Source organism: Methylovulum sp. (genome assembly GCF_028687615.1).
In the GTDB taxonomy this organism is placed as follows: domain Bacteria; phylum Pseudomonadota; class Gammaproteobacteria; order Methylococcales; family Methylomonadaceae; genus Methylovulum.
Genome location: NZ_JAQTZU010000004.1, coordinates 49,927 through 70,507, shown reverse-complemented (window position 1 = coordinate 70,507; position 20,581 = coordinate 49,927). Strand labels below are relative to the sequence as shown.

General features: G+C 43.8%; 22 protein-coding genes. 16 read left to right on the top strand and 6 right to left on the bottom strand.

The window, feature by feature from the left end; genetic code table 11:
• Positions 1-127: 127 nt before the first annotated feature.
• Genes PHH59_RS03510 through sbcB form a run of 3 tightly spaced genes read left to right on the top strand, consistent with a single transcriptional unit; the run spans position 128 to position 2,214 of the window.
• Positions 128-508: a DUF2845 domain-containing protein gene (locus tag PHH59_RS03510; RefSeq protein WP_300011300.1), complete on the top strand. Its 381-nt coding sequence runs from the start codon at positions 128-130 to the stop codon at positions 506-508.
• Between the two features lie 40 nt (positions 509-548).
• Positions 549-728 carry a (Na+)-NQR maturation NqrM gene (gene nqrM, locus PHH59_RS03505; RefSeq protein ID WP_300011297.1) on the top strand — a complete coding sequence of 60 codons (180 nt, stop codon included), beginning with the start codon at positions 549-551 and terminating at the stop codon, positions 726-728.
• Between the two features lie 19 nt (positions 729-747).
• The gene (gene sbcB / locus PHH59_RS03500) at positions 748-2,214 is read left to right on the top strand and encodes an exodeoxyribonuclease I (protein ID WP_300011294.1); all 1,467 of its coding nucleotides are present in this window, start codon (positions 748-750) and stop codon (positions 2,212-2,214) included.
• On the opposite strand, the gene PHH59_RS03495 is transcribed toward sbcB, so the two are convergent.
• Entirely contained in the window at positions 2,208-3,167 is a 960-nt protein-coding gene (locus PHH59_RS03495; RefSeq protein WP_366904504.1) for a lytic murein transglycosylase, read from the bottom strand. The two genes, sbcB and PHH59_RS03495, sit on opposite strands and share 7 nt — an antisense overlap.
• Before the next feature lie 329 nt (positions 3,168-3,496).
• On the opposite strand from PHH59_RS03495, the gene PHH59_RS03490 reads away from it, so the two are divergent.
• The 4 genes from PHH59_RS03490 (at position 3,497) to PHH59_RS03475 (ending at position 8,679) form a co-directional block, all read left to right on the top strand.
• On the top strand, positions 3,497-5,233 hold the full coding sequence (locus PHH59_RS03490; RefSeq protein ID WP_300011567.1) for an acetolactate synthase 3 large subunit: 1,737 nt from the start codon (positions 3,497-3,499) through the stop codon (positions 5,231-5,233).
• Positions 5,233-5,724, top strand: a complete 492-nt coding sequence (gene ilvN / locus PHH59_RS03485) for an acetolactate synthase small subunit (RefSeq protein ID WP_300011288.1) — start codon at positions 5,233-5,235, stop codon at positions 5,722-5,724. The genes PHH59_RS03490 and ilvN overlap by 1 nt, the downstream gene beginning before the upstream one ends.
• Before the next feature lie 39 nt (positions 5,725-5,763).
• Positions 5,764-6,780 (top strand): ketol-acid reductoisomerase, encoded by a 1,017-nt coding sequence (gene ilvC, locus PHH59_RS03480; RefSeq protein WP_300011285.1) that lies wholly within the window; start codon positions 5,764-5,766, stop codon positions 6,778-6,780.
• A gap of 213 nt (positions 6,781-6,993) precedes the next feature.
• On the top strand, positions 6,994-8,679 hold the full coding sequence (locus PHH59_RS03475; RefSeq protein WP_300011282.1) for an exo-beta-1,3-glucanase: 1,686 nt from the start codon (positions 6,994-6,996) through the stop codon (positions 8,677-8,679).
• A 68-nt stretch (positions 8,680-8,747) separates the two neighbouring features.
• On the opposite strand, the gene PHH59_RS03470 is transcribed toward PHH59_RS03475, so the two are convergent.
• Positions 8,748-9,155, bottom strand: coding sequence for a ketosteroid isomerase-related protein (locus tag PHH59_RS03470; protein WP_300011279.1), 408 nt, complete (start codon positions 9,153-9,155; stop codon positions 8,748-8,750).
• Between the two features lie 190 nt (positions 9,156-9,345).
• Here PHH59_RS03470 and PHH59_RS03465 point away from each other — a divergent pair, with 190 nt between their 5' ends.
• Genes PHH59_RS03465 through PHH59_RS03435 form a run of 7 tightly spaced genes read left to right on the top strand, consistent with a single transcriptional unit; the run spans position 9,346 to position 14,163 of the window.
• Positions 9,346-10,080 carry a hypothetical protein gene (locus tag PHH59_RS03465; protein ID WP_300011274.1) on the top strand — a complete coding sequence of 245 codons (735 nt, stop codon included), beginning with the start codon at positions 9,346-9,348 and terminating at the stop codon, positions 10,078-10,080.
• Complete coding sequence (locus PHH59_RS03460) at positions 10,073-11,308, top strand: hypothetical protein (RefSeq protein ID WP_300011271.1); 1,236 nt, start codon at positions 10,073-10,075, stop codon at positions 11,306-11,308. The genes PHH59_RS03465 and PHH59_RS03460 overlap by 8 nt, the downstream gene beginning before the upstream one ends.
• Before the next feature lie 18 nt (positions 11,309-11,326).
• Positions 11,327-11,863, top strand: coding sequence for an ATP/GTP-binding protein (locus PHH59_RS03455; protein ID WP_300011268.1), 537 nt, complete (start codon positions 11,327-11,329; stop codon positions 11,861-11,863).
• Positions 11,864-11,865: 2 nt separating this feature from the next.
• A complete protein-coding gene (locus PHH59_RS03450) occupies positions 11,866-12,513 on the top strand; it encodes a hypothetical protein (RefSeq protein WP_300011265.1) in 648 nt (215 codons plus the stop codon).
• Between the two features lie 48 nt (positions 12,514-12,561).
• Complete coding sequence (locus tag PHH59_RS03445) at positions 12,562-12,924, top strand: roadblock/LC7 domain-containing protein (protein WP_019867017.1); 363 nt, start codon at positions 12,562-12,564, stop codon at positions 12,922-12,924.
• Between the two features lie 8 nt (positions 12,925-12,932).
• Complete coding sequence (locus tag PHH59_RS03440) at positions 12,933-13,406, top strand: PAS domain-containing protein (protein WP_300011257.1); 474 nt, start codon at positions 12,933-12,935, stop codon at positions 13,404-13,406.
• A gap of 10 nt (positions 13,407-13,416) precedes the next feature.
• Positions 13,417-14,163 (top strand): phosphate/phosphite/phosphonate ABC transporter substrate-binding protein, encoded by a 747-nt coding sequence (locus PHH59_RS03435; RefSeq protein WP_300011254.1) that lies wholly within the window; start codon positions 13,417-13,419, stop codon positions 14,161-14,163.
• Positions 14,164-14,185: 22 nt separating this feature from the next.
• On the opposite strand, the gene phoR is transcribed toward PHH59_RS03435, so the two are convergent.
• The 4 genes from phoR to PHH59_RS03415 all read right to left on the bottom strand — a co-directional run bounded on the left by phoR (position 14,186) and on the right by PHH59_RS03415 (position 17,676).
• On the bottom strand, positions 14,186-15,466 hold the full coding sequence (phoR, locus tag PHH59_RS03430) for a phosphate regulon sensor histidine kinase PhoR (protein ID WP_300011252.1): 1,281 nt from the start codon (positions 15,464-15,466) through the stop codon (positions 14,186-14,188).
• 5 nt (positions 15,467-15,471) lie between these two features.
• Positions 15,472-16,164: a phosphate regulon transcriptional regulator PhoB gene (gene phoB / locus PHH59_RS03425; protein WP_300011249.1), complete on the bottom strand. Its 693-nt coding sequence runs from the start codon at positions 16,162-16,164 to the stop codon at positions 15,472-15,474.
• Positions 16,165-16,251: 87 nt separating this feature from the next.
• Entirely contained in the window at positions 16,252-17,289 is a 1,038-nt protein-coding gene (locus tag PHH59_RS03420; RefSeq protein WP_300011246.1) for an FAD:protein FMN transferase, read from the bottom strand.
• Positions 17,290-17,343: 54 nt separating this feature from the next.
• The gene (locus tag PHH59_RS03415; RefSeq protein ID WP_300011243.1) at positions 17,344-17,676 is read right to left on the bottom strand and encodes a PilZ domain-containing protein; all 333 of its coding nucleotides are present in this window, start codon (positions 17,674-17,676) and stop codon (positions 17,344-17,346) included.
• A 369-nt stretch (positions 17,677-18,045) separates the two neighbouring features.
• Here PHH59_RS03415 and pssA point away from each other — a divergent pair, with 369 nt between their 5' ends.
• Positions 18,046-18,786, top strand: coding sequence for a CDP-diacylglycerol--serine O-phosphatidyltransferase (gene pssA / locus PHH59_RS03410; protein WP_300011241.1), 741 nt, complete (start codon positions 18,046-18,048; stop codon positions 18,784-18,786).
• A 249-nt stretch (positions 18,787-19,035) separates the two neighbouring features.
• Positions 19,036-20,580: a 2-isopropylmalate synthase gene (locus PHH59_RS03405; RefSeq protein WP_300011239.1), complete on the top strand. Its 1,545-nt coding sequence runs from the start codon at positions 19,036-19,038 to the stop codon at positions 20,578-20,580.
• Position 20,581 lies beyond the last annotated feature (1 nt).

The window sequence follows — 20,581 nt, the reverse complement described above, 5'->3', positions numbered from 1 at the left end:
TACAGAAGAGGGTTTGTTTTTTTACGAATTCAGTATCTATTCATGTCCATAGGTTAAATTCCCGCAAAGCTACTAGCCCGTTTATCGCCAGATAAACCAACAACGCGCTATCCAATTGGGACTATCTATGAAACATATCAAATTAACATTCCTTCTTTTCGCCCTGCTTTTTTCACAAGCGATTTTCGCTTTACGTTGTGGACATGAGTTAGTCGATTTAGGCGACAATAAGGAATATGTCTTTAATAAATGTGGTGAACCTGAATCAGTTGATACCCATATTGAAAGAAGAGGTGCCAGTAATTTTGCTAATGGATCAAGATACTTTGGAAATAGGTCGGGGCAATATCCAGGTGCTTCAATTGCCTATGGTCAACAACAATATGTCGAAGTGGATGTGCTAGTGGAAGAATGGATTTATGATTTTGGTCGTAGACGGTTGCAACAGTATCTGCGTTTTGAAAATGGCAGATTAAAAGAAATTAAAACCTTGGGCCGTGGTGATTAACCAAGGCCAACAGGTTGTTTAAAATTCGGGAGATAAGAAAATGACTTATTTTTTAGTGACGTTTTTTTTCATGTTAATTGTCGTCGGATTAATGGCAATTGGTGTTATATTCGGCAGAAAAGCAATCAAGGGCTCATGCGGTGGAGCCAATAACAGCAATTGTGTCTGTGTAGAAAAATGCGACAAACGCAAAAAACTAGAAGCAGAAGGCCGGGCTTGAATCAGGTTGCTGAAATTTGATGACGCCCAGCCTTTATTGGCATGATTATGAAACTTTCGGTGTCGATCCGCAACGGGATCGCCCCGCGCAGTTTGCAGGTATCCGTACCGATACAGGTTTCAATATCATTGATGAACCATTTGTCGTTTATTGTAAGTTAGCCACCGATAGCCTTCCTCATCCTGATGCTTGTTTAATTACCGGCATCACTCCCCAGCTAGCCGGGCAAAAAGGCGTTTGTGAAGCAGAGTTTATCCGCTTGATCCATACACAATTGGCACACCCCAATACTTGTGCTTTAGGGTATAACAGCATCCGTTTTGACGATGAAGTGACCCGAAACTGCCTTTATCGTAATTTCTATGATGCTTATGCAAGGGAATGGCAATATGGCAACTCCCGTTGGGATTTGATTGATGTGGCGAGGGCGGCGTGGGCTTTACGTCCGAAAGGTATTCAATGGCCTGTTGACGGACAAGGCAAACCCAGTTTTCGGCTCGACCAATTGACCTTAGCGAATGGCATTGTCCATGACAACGCTCATGATGCACTCGCCGATGTTTATGCCACCATAGCAATTGCTAAACTTATCAAAGACAAGCAACCTAAACTTTATCAATTTCTTTGGCAACACCGAGCCAAAAATGACGCCTTGAAGTTGCTTCAATTAGGTGGTTTTTGTCCAGTCGTCCATGTTTCAGGCAAATATCCTTCAATAAAACATTGCCTTGCCATCGTTTTGCCGATTTGCAAACATCCGGGCAATAGTAACGGCGTAATCGTATATGATCTTTCCGTGAATCCAGAACCGATGCTGGCTTTAACGGCTGAAGATATTCGGCAACGGATTTTTACGGCAAATGATGGCTTACCTGAAGGGATTAGCCGGATACCATTGAAAACCGTGCATATCAACAAATGTCCGGTATTGGCCCCTATATCGGTAATTAGACCGGAAGATGCGGAACGCTTGCAGCTAGATTTGAAGTTATGTTATGAAAATTTGGCTGCCATTAAATCTGCACCTGAGTTGCCGGTAAAATTGGCGGAGGTCTTCGATGATAGGACTTATTCCAGGGAAATATCAGATCCGGATTTGGCAATTTATAGTGGCGGTTTTTTTACAGATTTTGATAAACAGCAGATGGCGAAAATTTGTAAAATTACGCCAGAGGCATTGGCAACAGCAAAATTTCAGTTTAGCGATGTTCGTTTGCCGGAGATGTTGTTTCGATACCGAGGGCGTAATTATCCAGAAACGTTAAATGCCGAAGAAACCCAAAAATGGAAACAGTTTTGCCTTGATCGCTTAACCGGCATTGAAGCAGATAATTTTGGCATAAGCTTAAAAGAGTTTTTTAGCCAATTGCAGTTACTAGAAAATAGTTTGGACGTTAAGCTTGAAATACTCGAATCTTTGAATGATTACGCCCATCAAAAAATGCGTTACTTGGGTTTATCCCCAAATGATTTAGTTGATCAATAGTATCTCTGCTTGATGGCATGGGCCAATTGATGCACTGCCATAGCGTATTTGTTGCTATTGTTATAACGTTTAATCACTTTAAAATTGCTATGGACACGCCAATATTCGTTACCTTGATAAGTGCTTAACTCTATCACCGTCGAATCGCTAGATGGAGCGCTCTGATAGGTCACGGGTTGGTTGAATTTCCAACCACTACGGGAAAAATAATGGGCGACACTGCCTATCGCGTCTTCAGGATGCCATATATCCCGTCGTCCATTGTGGTCAAAATCGACTGCCAAACGGCGGAAACTGCTAGGCATAAATTGCCCTAAGCCCATCGCCCCCGCCCATGAACCGACTGGTTGTTTGGGTTCATAGCCCTCTTCACGAGCCATCAATAGAAAGTTTTCCAATTCTGAGGTGAAAAACTTCGAGCGTCTATGGGTATCAAAAGCCAATGTGGTTAAAGCGTCAAAAATGCAGGTCTTACCAATATTTTTGCCAAAGTAAGTCTCAACGCCAATGATGGCGACAATATATTCAGGATCAACCCCATAGTCCGCACTCGCCCTATCAACCGCATCGGCATGGTTGCGCCAGAATTCCACGCCGTTGTTTATATGGGCTTCAGTCAGGAATTTGTTGCGATAACGTGTCCAGCTTCCTAAGCGAGGTTTGCTTGGAGTTGTCGATGGTTCAGGATTTTCAAGACGGATAACTGACTCAAGGCGGTTGGCCTGAGAGAATAAACCGTGTAAATAGCTCTCTGAAAAGCCATGTCTGCCCACCATGTATTGGATAAAGTTTTGTACCGAATAATAACCTGCGTAATCACCCGTGATTAATGATGCTGAATAGTCTTCGAAATTCGCTTTGGGTGCAGTGTAACCATTATAGTTTTCAATGGCTTGATTTGATTGTTCAGGTATCGGGGTTATTTTGATTGATTTTTTGATTGATTGCGGCAAATTGGTTTGTTGTGTTGGTTCGCTAGCACAACCCGTCAGAAAAATAACAATAAGTGATTTTAAAATGAATTTGTTAGACATGGTTGTTACGAAAACCTCTTTAGTGGTTTAACAAAATCTAGTTGGTAATGAGTTTTTCGAAAGCCCAAGCAGATTAGATGATAATTACAATTTTACTAAGAACCTAGTAGAATACCTAAGATTATGTTGTAGGAAAATGACAGCATTAAAAAATAGTTAACCGTTTTTAAAACTGATCCCCATTATAGGAAGTTTTTAAAACGAATATAATTCGAGTCAAATCGAAAATTATGTTTATTGAGGTGAGCGTGGAGTTAAGTGGTGCACAAATTCTGGTTCAGAGTCTTAAAGACGAAGGCGTAGAATATATTTTTGGCTATCCTGGTGGGGCGGTGTTGCATTTATATGATGCGATTTTCCAACAAGATGCCGTCAAACACATCCTTGTTCGCCATGAACAAGGGGCAACCCATGCCGCAGATGGTTATGCGCGTGCCACTGGTAAACCGGGCGTGGTGTTGGTCACCTCCGGGCCAGGTGCGACCAATGCCGTGACAGGGATAGCAACGGCTTACATGGATTCCATTCCTATGGTCATTATTTCCGGTCAAGTGCCATCACCCGTGATTGGTAGCGATGCGTTCCAGGAAGTGGATATGGTGGGGATTACCCGTCCGTGTGTAAAGCACAATTTTTTGGTTAAGGATGTGACCAAACTGGCGGAAACGGTCAAAAAAGCGTTTTATGTCGCCACTACAGGCCGTCCTGGCCCGGTCGTGGTGGATATTCCTAAGGATATTACCGATCCAAATATAAAAGTTCCTTATAAATACCCTAAAAAAGTGGTGATGCGCTCTTATAATCCGTCTGTCAACGGAGACAAGGAGCAGATAAAAAAAGCAGTTGAGCTTTTGCTGGAAGCGCGTAAGCCGGTTATTTATTCTGGCGGTGGTGTAATTTTAGGGGAGGCGAGCGAGGAATTGACCGAATTCAGCCGATTGCTTGGTTATCCGGTGACCAATACCTTGATGGGTTTGGGCGCCTATCCCGCTACTGACAAGCAGTTCATCGGCATGTTAGGGATGCACGGCACTTATGAAGCCAATATGGCGATGCACGAAAGTGATTTGATTATTGCCATCGGTGCGCGTTTCGATGACCGTGTCACCGGCAAATTGGATATGTTCTGCCCATACGCCAAAATCATCCACATTGATATTGATCCTGCGTCCATTTCAAAAACCGTTAAGGTGGATGTGGCTATTGTCGGCGAAGTAAAAAACGTCCTTGAACAAATGCTTGGAATGATTAAGGATCATAAGTCCAAACCCCATAAGAAAGCGTTGGATGAATGGTGGCGTCAGATTGACCAATGGCGGTCTTTACAATGTTTGGAATTTGATCGTGCAAGTACGTTGATCAAACCGCAATACGCCATTGAACAACTTTATGCCGTGACTCGTGGCAATGCTTATGTCACCTCGGATGTCGGCCAACATCAGATGTGGGCGGCACAATACTATCATTTTGATAAACCGCGCCGTTGGATCAATTCCGGTGGATTAGGGACTATGGGTTTTGGTTTGCCTGCGGCTATTGGTGTCAAGCTGGCGTTTCCTGATGCCGATGTGGCTTGTGTCACTGGCGAGGCCAGTATCCAAATGTGCATACAAGAATTATCGACAGCCTTGCAATATAAAACACCGATTAAAATTATCAACCTGAACAACCGTTACATGGGCATGGTAAGGCAATGGCAGGAGTTTTCGTATGAAAGCCGTTATTCCCATTCTTACATGGATACCATTCCTGAATTTGTCAAATTAGCGGAAGCTTATGGTCATGTCGGTATGCGTATTGATAAACCGGAAGAAGTCAGGCCGGCATTGGAAGAAGCTTTTGCCTTGAAAGACCGCACCGTATTCCTTGACATCATCACTGACCGGACAGAAAACGTGTATCCGATGATCGAAGCCGGTAAGGGCCACCATGACATGAAATTAAGGGTGGCGACGGGAACCTCAACAGACAGGGAGTTGGCATAATGAGACATATCATTTCCATACTGATTGAAAATGAGTCCGGTGCATTGTCACGCGTGGCGGGATTGTTTTCCGCGCGTGGTTACAATATTGAGTCATTGAATGTGGCGATTACCGAAGATTCGAGTCTATCCAGGATGACTTTGGTGACTCGAGGCAGCGAGCACATTGTCGAGCAAATTATCAAGCAATTGAATAAATTGATTGATGTGGTAAAACTCATTGACTTGGCTGAATCGACCCACATTGAGCGTGAGCTGATGATGGTCAAAATTAAGACCACCGGACATACGCGCGGTGAGATTCGCAGCCTCGCAGAAATTTTTCGTGGCAAAATTCTCGATGTGACGGCAACGACTTATGTCATTGAGGTGACTGGGCCGTCCGAAAAATTGGATGCGTTTGTCGCGGCCATCGCCCCGGAAACTATTCTTGAAGTCGTCCGCTCCGGGCCTACGGGTATATCCAGAGGCGAAAAGGGCCTAAGCTTATAATCACAAAACATTTTTACAAACTAAAAGACAGGAAAAACCATGCACGTTTATTACGACAAAGATGCCGATTTATCCATCATCAAAGCCAAAAAAGTGGCGATCATCGGTTACGGTTCACAAGGACATGCCCACGCGCTCAACTTGAAGGAATCAGGAGTTGAAGTTGTTGTCGGATTGCGGTCAGGATCGCCATCTGTGGCTAAAGCCGAGGCTTGTGGTTTGGCGGTTATGGATGTCGCCCAAGCAGTTGCGGCAGCTGATATTGTCATGATTTTGACACCCGATGAGTTTCAATCCCAATTGTACAAAAATGAAATCCTGCCCAACATCAAACAAGGTGTTGCTTTGGCGTTCGCGCACGGCTTTTCGATTCTGTACAACCAAGTCGTGCCACGCGCTGACTTGGATGTCATCATGATCGCCCCTAAAGCTCCAGGCCATACCGTGCGTTCAGAATTTGTCCGTGGCGGCGGCGTACCCGATTTGATTGCCGTGCAACAAGATGCCTCCGGTACCGCCAAAGCCATTTGTTTATCGTACGCTTCCGCTATCGGCGGTGGACGTTCAGGCATTATTGAAACGACTTTCCGTGATGAAGCGGAAACTGATTTGTTTGGTGAGCAGGCGGTGTTGTGCGGCGGTGCCGTTGAGCTGATTAAAGCCGGTTTTGAAACCTTGGTGGAAGCAGGTTATGCGCCAGAAATGGCCTATTTCGAGTGCTTGCATGAGCTGAAATTGATTGTCGATCTGATGTATGAAGGCGGTATCGCCAACATGAATTACTCTATTTCTAACAATGCCGAGTACGGTGAATATGTCACCGGCCCTAAAGTCATCAACGAAGAAAGCCGTTGGGCGATGCGTGAGGCATTGAAAAACATCAGAAATGGTGAATATGCCAAACAATTCATCATGGAAGGTGCAACCAATTATCCAGAAATGACCGCTAAACGCCGTTTAAATGCCGAGCATCCAATTGAAGTGGTCGGTGCGCAACTGCGTAGCATGATGCCGTGGATCAAAGCCAACCAAATCGTTGACAAGAACAAAAATTGATTGAATGGCGGGGTGTTAATGTAAGGGGATTTTGTACAGATGCCTTAGTTTGCTTGGTTTAGCAATATTAGCAAGCTGTTATTGATGAAAAATCTATGAAACCGTCGCGTCTTTCTTAAGGGAGAACGCTACGGTTTTTTTGTAGGGATTTTTTAGTTTATCAACAAATCGTGGTGCCTTTTTGTGTATTACGTTTTTGAGTCCAGCTTTTTTATGAAAATAGTTTCAACCGTTAGCATTATTATTTTGTTGGCCGCTTTGTTTGGCTGGGCAATTAACCAGCCACAAGATGCCGGGCCGGATGTTCCTGAAGGCAAGCTCAACAGCTTGTCTTTTGCGCCGTTTTGGGAAGGGCAAGGGCCGATGGATGAGATTTTTCCTAGTGTTGCACAATTAGATTCCGATTTGCACCTGATGAGTAAAAAAACCCATTCCATCCGTACTTATGCCAGTGCCGAAGGTACTATGCCAGAGATACCCGCATTGGCGCGGAAATATGGTTTGACTATGATTCAGGGTGCTTGGCTAGGTAGTGTCAAAAAAGGCAATAAGCTGGAGCTTGATGAGCTGATCCGCTCGGCCAATGCCAATCCTGACGTGGTCAAACGGGTGATAGTCGGTAATGAAGTGTTATTACGCGGTGATCTGGAGCCGGAAGAGTTGATCCAATACATCCGCGAGGTAAAACAAGCCGTCAAGCAGCCGGTTTCGTATGCCGATGTTTGGTCGATGTATATGAAATACCCTGAACTGATTAAAGAAGTTGATTTTATAACCATCCATATCCTGCCATATTGGGAAGATGAACCGATTGCAGTTGATGAGGCTCCGGCACATATCGAACGTATTTATAAACATGTCCAGCAGGAAGCGGAAACTATCGCGCCAAGTAAGCCGATTTTAATCGGTGAGTCTGGTTGGCCTAGCGAAGGCCGACAACGTGGCTGGGCTGTGCCGGGAGTGGTCAATGAAGCGAAATTTATCCGGGGGTTGATAAAAGTCGCCAACGCCAATGGCTTTGACTACAACATAGTCGAAGCCATTAACCAATCTTGGAAAAGTGAGTTGGAAGGTGTTGTCGGTGCCAATTGGGGGCTTTTCTCTATTGACAGGGAAGAAGTGTTCCCTTTGACGGGCAAGGTTTACGAAAATCCCCATTGGTATAAAGTATGGATGATTGCCATTGCAATTTTCGTATTTGCAGTTGCGGTGTGCTGGAAGCCGTTGCGAATATTACCGATTTTGCCTATGGCGGGTTTTTTACTATTGTGGCAAATCCTTGCCTTGTTGTGGGCCAACCAAGCTGAATTGTTGTGGTACACCAGCTATACCATTTGGCAACGTTTGTTTACTTTATTGGTGGCCGCCCTCAATGCCGTATTGGCGGGCCTATTATTGCAACGGGCTTATATTATGCTGGCGAAGCAAGCCACTAACGAAATACCCGGTAATTGGCTCTACCGGCTTTATTTGATTTTTTGCGGTTTTTTCGTGTTCAAGACGTTTTTTTTGGCTATTAATGGTCGTTATATCAGTTTCCCCATTCTTACTGCCAGTATTCCAGTCATAGGAGTTTTGGGATTAATGTTAATCCACTATGCAACCAAACGGCCCTGTTCGTTAAACATGACAGACTTAGTAGGTGGAATTAAGAAACCATTTACACACGATAAACGCTTAGGGTTTGCTTTGCTAGTGACTGGTTTTGCGCTGGTTTTGGGGGAAACGCTGGCTTTTTTGCAAAGCCGCGATTTGATTCTTGCTTATCCAGAGCTGGGCAAAAGATTGCTTGTATCGCTCAGTTTTACGCTGACCAATCAACAACTGGCACAATGGCTGATATGCCTAGTTATTCTTGCATTGCCTTTGTTAGTCGATAGGAATAAAGCCGGATATTAAGTTATTGAGTGGTAATGGTTGGTTACCGTCAAATATCAGTCGATTGCATTTGACGGTACGCTATTTAATTAAGCACTGACCTGAGCAATCCAGTCCTGCAAGTTATAATAGTTGGTAATACGCGCAACTTTATTGTCACGGATTTCAAAAAAAGCACCCGCTGGCAAATGATATTTTTGGCCCTGGGCGACAGGCAAACCTTCATCGGTTTGTAGATATTCACCAAGCACAGTAAATTCAGCCGCAGCACGGCTACCATCGACAGTGGACATGATGACCATATCTACCAATTGCTCTTTGTAATTGTGGTTCATACAAGCCATAAATTGGGTAAACGCTTCCTTGCCAATTTCACGTTTACCTTGGTTAATGTCATGTATTACATCATCTGCCAGCAAGTTTAGGAACGTATCCATGTTGTTACTGTTGAAGGCGGCATAGTATTGCCCTATAAGGTTTATAGTGTTTTCATTCATAAATAGTCCCGTTATATAAATGCGGGTTAAAAAAACGCCCATTTTATAATTAATTAGTAAACAGGCTTAGATTATTTTGATGGTTGCTCAAAATGGATATTGCCGACAAGCAATTTTATTGGTCAATGCGCTTGTAAAATGATAATTTAGAGCTATTCTCTAACCGTAATCAATAATGAAGCAATAATTAATGACTGTTGATACTGACCTGATTGTTTGTAAAAACGAAAAAAAAAATAGTCCTGTACAAGGCATCGGTTTTTTTTCATTACAAGATGCCAATATGCTCTGGTCTCCAGAGCGGTTAAATTATTCTGATTTTTTAGAGAAACTGGTCTTCCGTATTGCGCGAAAACCAAATGCTTTAATGCCCCATTTGCAAAGGATCTATTTTTGTTTCCATAAAAATTTAAATGAACAGCTTTTTGCGGCGATTGTTGATTTTTTGGTCATTTTAAATAAACGAGGCCTGGCAATTAGTTGGCGGGTATTGATAGGTGCAAAATCTATTTTGAACGCCTATCAGTTTAAGATGATTAAAGATTATTTAAAAGACGAACATGCCCGTTTCAGCTTATTAACCGGTAATCAATATTCAATTTTTACCAAAGGTTTGATTGGTGTGAACAATATGATCAGTTATATCGACAAACCAGAAAAGCTTGATTATGACCCTTTAGAAATAGCCCGCGATCATATCGAATATAGCCAATTAGAAGAGGCGAAACATGTGCTTGAAAACGCCATACTAAAACAACCCAAAAGATTTGAACTGCAGCATGAATTGTTAGCCCTCTATCAATCGACTCGTGACCCCGAAGGATTTAATAAAATGCTAAATGAATTAAAGCAATCAGGTTTCGATATAATCGATGAATGGAATCAATTGAATTATTTATTTAAAGGTCAAAATAGCGATGGATAAAAACAAAAATCCATTAAAAGTTGCGTTACATGGGATGAACGAACGTAGCTACAAAATGATGGCAATGTATTTGCGCGGGCCTTGCAAAGGTGTTGCTTTAGTAGTCAACAGCAATAGTGCAGAAGTTGATATTTTTGATGCGGATTCTGTTACCGGACAGAATCTGTTGCGTGAGCATTTTGAGAGCAAGTCAATCAACCCCGCCATTATCTTATCGCTTAATGACCACCCCCAAATGGCTAATGCCTTGTGTGTCAAAAAGCCGGTTAAAACCGATGATATGCTTGCCGTTTTTGCAAAGGCAAAGGCTTTGCTTGGGCAAAATATAAAGTCGCCGTCGTTATTAAATTCAGTAAACATCGCTGAAAATACCGATACAATCTTAGCTTCTTCTAAGAAAACCGAAGAATTTAGCGATATTGAAGCTGAAAAACCTGTCCTCAAAAAATACGTCATAGATTCTGACGAGCAGAAAAAAACGTCTAAACATCAGGCGGCAATGCAGTTGAACGAGAAAGGTTTCGGTGCTTTTATCGGCAACGTACCCGGTATTGATGTAAACGATCCTAAACAATTCGCCAAAGCTAATTACAATCCCAAAGATTATTTTCAAGGTTATGTTGAATCTGCTTTTAAAGTAAGCCGTGAAAAAGGTCAAAACAGACAATTAAATTCTGGCTGGAATCCACTCGTTATTTTTCCCGGCAATAATGAGGTATGGCTAGATGTTGATGAAAGCCAAGTAAGATCTTTTTCTGGCATAGCTATTAAAAGTACCTTAGGATCAAAAATGTCAGTGACTCCGCTTAATCAGGAAATAGTAGATAAGGGGGGCATGGCTTTGGAAAGGTTTCAAAGCATGGATGTTTTTTTGTGGAAAGTGGCTTGTTGGGCATCAAAAGGTCGTTACCCCGTTACAATTGATATAAAAAAACCCGTTTATCTGAAAAGTTGGCCCAACTTCACCCGTTTATTGGTCACACCCCACGCCTTACGTATTGCGGCCTTATTGATTCAATGCCCTAGAACTTTGCCGAATGTTGCTGAAGTTCTTAACATTAAGCCACAGTACGTTTTTGTGTTCATTAGTGCGGCGTGTTCTTTAGGATTGGCTGGTCAAGTAATAAAAGAAGCTGACTTATTAGTACAGTCACCTGAAATCAAACCCAACAAAAACCAAGGCTTGCTGAGTCGGATTCTCAGTACATTGCTTGGCAAGAAAGCATAGCGGAATCAATATATCAATATGAGTCAGTATAAAATCATTTTTACCGGCCCAGTGGGCGCCGGCAAAACTACAGCTATACATTCAATCAGTGATGTTCCCCCGATAAAAACTGATGCCTCTGCAAGCGATATGGCTAAAATGCGGAAAGCATCGACAACCGTTGCTATGGATTATGGTATTATGAATTTGCCGGGTGGGGAAAAACTTCATCTTTATGGAACGCCAGGTCAGGAACGTTTCGATTTTATGTGGGATATTCTGGTTACAGGCGGCATTGGTTTGGTCTTGTTACTGGACAATACCAGGGCAGATCCTTTCCAAGATATGAAATTTTTCCTTGATACGTTTGATAAGTTTATCTCAGATACGACGGTGGCGATTGGTGTTACACAAATGGATTTGAGTGCAAAGCCGACCATTGAAGACTACCATGCCCATTTGAATAACTTAGGAATAAAGCCCCCTGTTTTTGCTGTTGATGCCAGGGTAAAAAGTGATGTTTCCTTATTGATTCAAGCTTTGTTATATGCGTTAGATCCAGGATTAGAGGGATAACTATGAGTAGTGACTATTCTTTGACAGAAGGCCTCTATTTATATCCCACTCCCGCCGGTGCATATTATGCCGTGTCATCTTTGGAAACTGATAAACCCCGACAATTTTTAAGAAAACTACTCCAGCAACCACAAACCCAAGCATTAAACCTTGAAAACTTGCAGGATCTGATGAATCATGATGATCAAGAGAGATGCTTGGAATTACTACATCATTGTCAAAAGCTTCGCTGGGTCCAAGGCTTAAATGAGCCTTTAAATTATCCGACAGGTGCACTAGAAGACATCCTGCCAGGATTGTTAAGTAAATTTTCCGAAAGTGGTAAAGTCTTACTGGCAGAAAGGCAGGGATTTTATCTCGCAACACATGGCTTCCCACACGAAGTGGCTGAAGAATTATCTGCTTTGAGTGCGGAAATTGCCACTGTTCACGACAGACGAGCCGGTTTGTTAGTCAATAATATGGGGATCATGAGCCAATCGTGGTCTATAGTCGATGTTTTTGGTAATAGTGAAGTGGGTTTCTGGCCTTTGTTTATTTCCAATAACCGCTTTGTAATTGCTATTTATGGGATACCTCATTTTAATCAACCCGAGTTTGTGTCTCTGGTTTGGGCGTTAAGCATACGTTATGCAACAAAGGAACGTTAATTTGAACGTTAACATTAAATTTTTAAAAAGAAAAAGAGGAAATTAAATATGCGTGCAAATATGTTGACTTCTGTATTGACAGAACTTAACGGTACTTCGGCTGATATTGAGGCATCGGGGATTATTTCAACCGATGGTTTAATGATAGCCTCTGTTTTACCCGCCAGCATGGACGAAGATCGCGTGGGAGCCATGAGTGCCGCCATGCTTTCGTTGGGTGACAGAACAGCTCAAGAATTGGCAAGAGGAACATTGGAGCAGGTATTAATTAAAGGTGCTAATGGTTATGTGTTAATGACTTATGCTGGATCGGAATCAGTATTAACGGTTCTGGCAAAACCTAATGCCAAACTGGGCTTGATTTTTCTTGATGTCAAACGGGCTGCTGCCAGTATTGCTGACTTCTTGTAATATTTAAAATGCGTGATTTTAAACCCGAAGACGTTATTGGCGATTATAAGGAAGCCCTGCTCGCGCTTTACGGCGGGTTAAGCAGGTTGGTTTTATACACGGATATAGAAATCCCTTATCCTGATGGAAAACTCATCGTCTCGACTACTGACAAAAATGGCATCATTACCCATGTCAATAAAGCTTTTGTTGAAATGTCCGGTTACACAGAAGATGAATTGATTGGATCGCCCCATTCAATTTTAAGGCATCCCGATATGCCATCCGTAGCCTTTAAAGATTTGTGGGATACAGTCAATAAAGGCGAATATTGGCAAGGGATTGTAAAGAATTTGCGTAAAGACGGCGGCTATTACTGGGTAAAAGCGACAGTTATTCCTAATATCAGAAACAATGAAGTGGTTAGTTATACTTCCGTGCGACGCAAGCCTTCGCGCACCAAAGTAGAAGATGCTAAACGACTTTATGCCACATTGAAATAATAAGGAAATTATGCCTTATCAATTTACTGTAAGTCCCGATTTCTCGCCCGATCATTTATCTGGCTGGTACATATTTAATACCTGGCTACAAAAACAGCTTGGTGAAGCAGTCCATTTGGAAATGTACGATTGTTTCCAAACACAAAAGGCTGTAATTGAAAGTAACGGTATAGATTTGATCTACGCCAATCCCTTTGATGCCGCAATGTTGGTACGTAAAAAAGGTTTCCGCCCGCTGGCGAGGCCTGTCGGGGTTTCTGACGAAGCCATTATTGCCGTAAATGCCGAAAGTCTGATATATGATGTGGCCGACTTATCTTCAGGTATAAAAATTGCCGTTACGGATGACCCGGATATACGCTTGATGGGTATGATCATGCTAGAGGCGGGGGACCTTAACTTAAACAACACCATTATAATAAGCTGTGATGCTTATATTCTGGTTGCAAAACAATTACTTAAAGGTAATGCTGATGTTGGTGTTTTTCTTGCTGAGGCTTATGATGGCCTATCCAATATAGTTAAGAGTAAGCTGCGGGTTATTGTTAGAAGTGAAATCAGTGTTATCCATCACGGCCTGATGATAGGTCCAAAATTGGCGCATCGTAAAATGGATATACTGGAATTATTGGTCGGCATGAAAAATAATGACAAAGGTCAGGATGTATTAAAAAGCTTGGGTTTTAGGGCTTGGGATAAAGTGGAGGATGAAGAGATGGAATTTATGATTGATTTAATGGACGCCTTGTCCGTATAGCCTTAACCTCTTTTAGGCAGATTTAATTGCAGCAATTTCGTCTAACAGGAAAATGACAGCTAAAGCAACTGCCTTTGCCAAGTTCACTGGTGATTTTCAAGTTTGCGTCATGGCGCATTAACACATGCTTTACAATCGCTAAACCTAAACCCGTTCCAGGGATTTTGTTGCGGCGTTTGTTTTCAACACGATAAAAACGCTCTGTGATACGCGGAATTTCAGATACGGCTATACCCTCCCCAAAATCTTCTACATCCAAAATAATTTCTTCTTTATTTTGATACCAGCGCACTTTAACGACGGAATCGTCAGGAGAATATTTCAGGGCATTGCCAAGTAAATTGGTGAAGGCACTACGTAGATCCTGCTCTTCACCGTAAAGGTGTGCCGAGGTTTCTAATGTTAATTCAATGCGTCTGGAAGCATTTTCCATTGTGTCCCCTTCTTTGCATATTTGGCTTAATAAAGCAGGGACATCAATGCACTGGGTTTTTTTCTGTTGAGTTTCTAAACGCGTCAGTAATAGCAAATCATCGACGAGATGTTGCATCCGTTCAGTTTGGCCCAGCATTTCTTTGAAGGAGTTGGTCAGTAGGGGCGATGCGTCATCGTCCATATCCTGTAAGGTTTCCAGATAACCCTTAAGCACGGTCAACGGTGTCCTCAGCTCATGTGAAACATTGGCAACAAAATCCTTGCGCATGGTTTGCATTTTCTTCAATTGCGTCACATCTTGGGCAAGCAACAGGCGCAATCCTGAGCCATAACAGATAATACGCACTTCTAGGGTGATCCGGTTGTTTAGCGGCGACGGTATAATGGCAGGCTCACTGTAATTACCCGATTTGAGGTAACGGATAAAGTCAGGAAACCGGACAAAATTAATAATCCGTTGGCCTTTATCTGCTTGTTGCAAGCCGAGGACTTGTCTGGCCGTCTTATTGGCCCAATCAATTTCATCATTGCTACGTAACACCACGGCTGCGTCGGGCAATGCTTCAGTAGATTGGCGGAACTGTTCTATTAATTTCCTGAGCTTCTTTTTGCGCCGTTTATCACTCTTTTTAATGCGATAAATATGGTAAAAAATTTCTTCCCAGATACCAGACGTTTTTGGATATTGACCTTTGCCACCTGCACATATCCATTTTTCAAATCGTCGGATTTGCCGAAATTGGCAGATCAGCAGAAACAGGGTCATCCAAAATAAAGCAGGAAACAGGGTATCCGTTACAGAACCAATAACAAATGCCGCAAACAATAGCGATAGAACGCTGATAAATTCTTTTCGCCAAGCGTCCATGAAACTCATTCCATCAGCGAAAAACGATAACCAAAGCCACGTACAGTTTGTACCAAGTCTTCCCGCCCGTGTTCCCCCAAAATTTTCCGCAAGCGGCGGATATGCACATCAATAGTGCGTTCTTCGATATAGACGCTACGCCCCCAGACCTGGTCCAGCAACTGGGTACGGCTGTAGACTTTGTCAGGATGGGTCATGAAAAACTGCATCAAACGGAATTCGGTAGGGCTGACTTCCAGTTGTTTATCACCAATGCTCAACCGGTGCTGTTCAGTATCAAGAATCAAATCACCCAAAGCAATTTGTGCCAAGCCCTGGATTTTACCACTACGCCGCAGTACTGCCCGAATCCGGGCGACCAATTCTTTTGGTGAAAATGGCTTGGTGATGTAATCATCGGCACCAATTTCCAGCCCTCTGACTTTATCTTCTTCCTCACCACGGGCCGTGAGCAAAATAATTGGCAAATCCCGATATACGGGTTCTTTTTTTAAACGTCTAGCCCATTCCACGCCACTAATACCAGGCAGCATCCAATCCAAAAGAATTAAATCAGGTGAAATATCATCCAAAACCTTTTGTGCGTCCTCTGCATCGGCAGCGGCAATTGATTTAAAGCCGGCTTGTTCAAGGACCATCATCAACATACCTCTGATGGCATCTTCATCTTCAACTACAAGAATATTCAGTCTCGACATAAGTTATAAGGCTAAAAAATAAATGATTATATCGTAACAACTTGCGCATTGCTTTTTGATGACAAAAGCGATAGTCAAATCAAGCGATTATTTGATGGTCACTGTATGCAGAGCTTGCAGGGCGGTGCTATTGAACTCATTAAACGATTTATCCTGTTGCTCGATAAACAAGGCCGCGATTCCTGCTTTATTGGCAGCGTCAAGACCAGCCATCCGCCCTAAGCACAACAAAGCGGTAGACCACGCATCGGCTTGGGTCGGGTCATTATGGAACACTGTCACCGAAACGGTGTTATGCTCTACGGGAATTCCCCTCCTGGCATCCAGAATATGGCTATAACGTTTACCATGATCATCAAAATAATGCCGGTAAGTGCCGGATGTCATCACTGTCATGGGTTCGGCCTGTTCAATCGTAATGATTTTTTGCATGGTGCGTTCGTCGGATAGCGGTTTTTCCAAGGCGATCCGCCACGCCTCCCCACCCGGTTTTTGTCCACGGGTTTGCAACTCACCGCCAATTTCCACCAGATAATTGTCCATGCCTTGTTGCTCCAGCAAAGCGGCGATACGCCCAACACTATAGCCCTGGGCGATGGAGGACAAATCAATTTTCAATTCGGGATTGAGCCTACGCAAATGGTTTTTGTCCAAGATTTCAATTTTTTCAAAACCCACTTCTTGTAAGGTCGATTGCAGGGTTTTCTGAGCGGGAGGCGAAAACTTGTTGGCTTTAAAACCCCATAAATCGAATAGCGGCTTGATCGTCAAATCATAACAACCGGCACTTGCGATACTGACGATGCGGGCTTGCTCAATTAAAGCAATAATTTCTTCATTTACGGCTTGCGGTTCACTGCTAACTGTCGCGTTAAGCTGCTCAATCGCCGAATCAGGGCGGTAGTTTGACAATAATTGATCAATACGCTTAAATTCGCCATCCACAGCCTGTTTTATTGCTTGCATATCGGTGGCTTGCGCGGACCAAAAACTGATGTGGTAAGTTGTGCCTTGTGCTTCGCCACTGATTTTTTGTACCGTTGGTTGGTCGCACCCCCAAAGCAAAAAGATGACAGTTAGAATTAGGGAGGGCTTATAAGGGAAATGGTAAAAATAATGATTCATTTGGGCGTGGCTATAAAATAAAAATCCAGAAATATGCCGTATGGCGGGCGCTTACTAAAGCTCCAAGGTGGCTAATTTCATTATCGAAAGTCGGGTTTCTTCGTCTGTTTTGCTAAAAATCAAACCTGCTCCGACTGGGAAAAACGCATTGTCGTGGCCTACTGCATAAACAACTTCAGATTTTAATACTAGCAACTCATCATTCAGTTGGATTGTAAGATCACCCGATTTCGCGATATATGACGGAATTAATTCTGGTTCTGGCGCAGATAAAAATGCGCCGCTTAAACTTATGTTCCCTACCTTGCCCGTGTATTGCTGACCGTCAAGAAAAAATGAAAAATCAAGATCAGTAGGCACTCTTGGATGTTTACGTTTTTCTAGCATGTCTCCCTTTTCCTATCACAATAAAGTATTGACGGGAATCATACGTAACGCATCGTTATTATGCAACGGTGGACGGCCATAATGGAAAATCATCTACAAGGATAAAGTCCAAATAACAAAGCCCATTTGTTGTTAATTAGCGACTTTATCGCAATCAAGCCGTTGTAATGCAATGCAATATCAATCGACAATGTAATCCTAAACAAACAAGCGGATAGCTGGGATGGACTTAATTTAAAATTTATCCTGATGTTATCGGTTTTGAATTTAAGCTTGAGTAGGTAAAAAATTATAATAATCAGCGATGGCTTGGTATACACATTGTATAATTCAAGCGAATAATCATTTCATCAAGGAATTAATTGAAGTATGACATCTGATAAGGCTTCCATACGCCGCCGAGGCATTTATTTATTACCCAATCTGTTTACGACCGGTGCGTTGTTTGCCGGTTTTTATGCGATCACTTCCGCGATGAACGGGCGTTATGAAACCGCCGTAGTGGCAATTTTTGTGGCGATGATCCTTGATGGCCTGGATGGGCGTGTGGCGCGTCTGACCAATACCCAAAGCGAATTCGGGGCGCAATACGATAGCTTGTCGGACATGGTGTCATTTGGCGTCGCCCCGGCCTTGGTCATGTATTTATGGGCGTTTCCCAGTCTGGGACGCTTGGGTTTGTTCGCCGCGTTTGTGCATACCGCAGGCGCGGCTTTGCGCTTGGCGAGGTTCAACACGCAATTGGAAACGGCCGACAAACGCTATTTTCAAGGGCTGGCAAGCCCTGCGGCGGCGGCTATTCTTGCGGGATTTATCTGGATTTGCCTGGAACATGGTTATCCGATAGACATGGTGAAATATATAGCCATCGCGTTCACCATCGGAACTGGCTTGTTGATGGTCAGCAATTTTCGCTACACGAGTTTCAAAAGCATCGACTTAAAAGGCAAAGTGCCGTTTTTTGTCGCCATTGCCATGATGCTGGGCATCGCGTTTGTTATGGCGCAACCCCAAACCATGTTGTTTTTGCTGTTTTTGGCCTATGCGATTTCAGGGCCGGTGATTACGCTGGTGCAACGCAAACGCATCATGCAGGAACGTAAAGGTTAAAATGGGCTTGAAGGCTTTTGTTCATTCGCGTATAGTCCCCCGCCATGATCACCATTAAACACACACTTTATACACACTTCACTTCGGTCGGCACAATGCCCGGCAACCTAGGCTTGTGTGCAGTGTCCGGCCTCGTCCTAAGATTACTGCCCTGATGGGCAGCCATCTTATTCAATCTCCATTTTCCAATCCATCCTTATTTATTCCTGTCAACACCTAAGTTGATAGCTCTCCGTGTATGGAGTTTTTATGAAAGACCATTTAATTATTTTTGACACGACTTTGCGTGACGGTGAGCAAAGTCCCGGCGCGTCGATGACGCGTGATGAAAAAGTCCGTATTGCCAGGGCCTTGGAACGGCTTCGGGTTGATGTCATCGAAGCCGGATTTCCGGCAGCCAGTCCGGGCGATTTTGAAGCCGTGCAAGCGGTGGCGAAAATCATCAAAGACAGCGCCGTGTGCGGTTTGGCGCGGGCTTTGGACAAAGATATAGACCGTGCCGGTGAAGCCTTGAAAAACGCCGAACGCCGCCGTATCCATACCTTTATCGCCACCTCGCCGATCCACATGCAAATGAAGCTGAACATGTCGCCGGAGCAAGTGATAGACCATGCCGTCAAAGCGGTCAAACGGGCGCGGCAATATACTGACGATGTTGAGTTTTCCCCGGAAGATGCCGGACGCTCCGAAGAAGATTTTTTGTGCCGGATTTTGGAAGCGGTGATTGATGCGGGTGCGACTACCTTGAACATCCCCGATACCGTCGGTTACAGCATCCCGCAGCAATTTGGCGCGACTATTGCCAATCTAAGGGCGCGTATCCCCAATTCCGATAAAGCCATTTTTTCCGTGCATTGCCATAACGATTTGGGTTTGGCGGTGGCGAATTCCTTATCGGCGGTGATGAACGGCGCGCGCCAAGTCGAGTGCACCATCAACGGCTTGGGCGAGAGGGCCGGCAATGCGTCCTTGGAAGAGGTGGTCATGGCGGTGCGTACCCGCCATGATGTGTTCAACTGCCAAACCCGCATCGACACCCGCGAAATTTTGACTTGTTCAAAATTGGTCTCGACCATCACGGGTTTTCCGGTGCAGCCGAACAAAGCGATAGTTGGTGCGAATGCCTTTGCCCACGAAGCCGGCATCCACCAAGACGGTGTCTTAAAAAGCCGCGAGACTTACGAAATCATGCGGGCGGAAGATGTTGGCTGGTCGGCGAACCGGATGGTGTTGGGCAAGCATTCAGGCCGCAATGCGTTTAAAAGCCGCATCACCGAGTTGGGCTTTGAATTCAACTCAGAAGAAGAAATCAACGAGGCGTTTATACGTTTCAAGCAACTTGCCGATAAAAAACACGAGATTTTTGACGAAGATTTGCAGGCATTGATCTCTGAATCCAGTATTGAAGCTGAAGACGAACGGGTCAAATTGATCGCCTTGAAAGTGTGTTCCGAGACCGGTGAAGTCCCCAATGCCCAAGTGACTTTGCGCATTGACAATAAAGAAGCCATCGGTTGTGCTGAAGGCGGCGGTGTTGTCGATGCGACCTTGAAAGCCATCGAGCAATTGGTGCAAACCCATGCGACCTTGGCCTTGTATTCCGTCAACAACATCACCAACGGCACTGATTCACAAGGCGAGGTTACTGTGCGTCTGGAAAAATCGGGACGCATCGTCAACGGTTTGGGTGCGGACACCGACATAGTGGTGGCTTCGGCAAAAGCCTATATCAACGCCGTCAACAAACTGCATCATCCGAATAAGCGCCAGCATCCGCAGAAAGGTGATGTGTAAC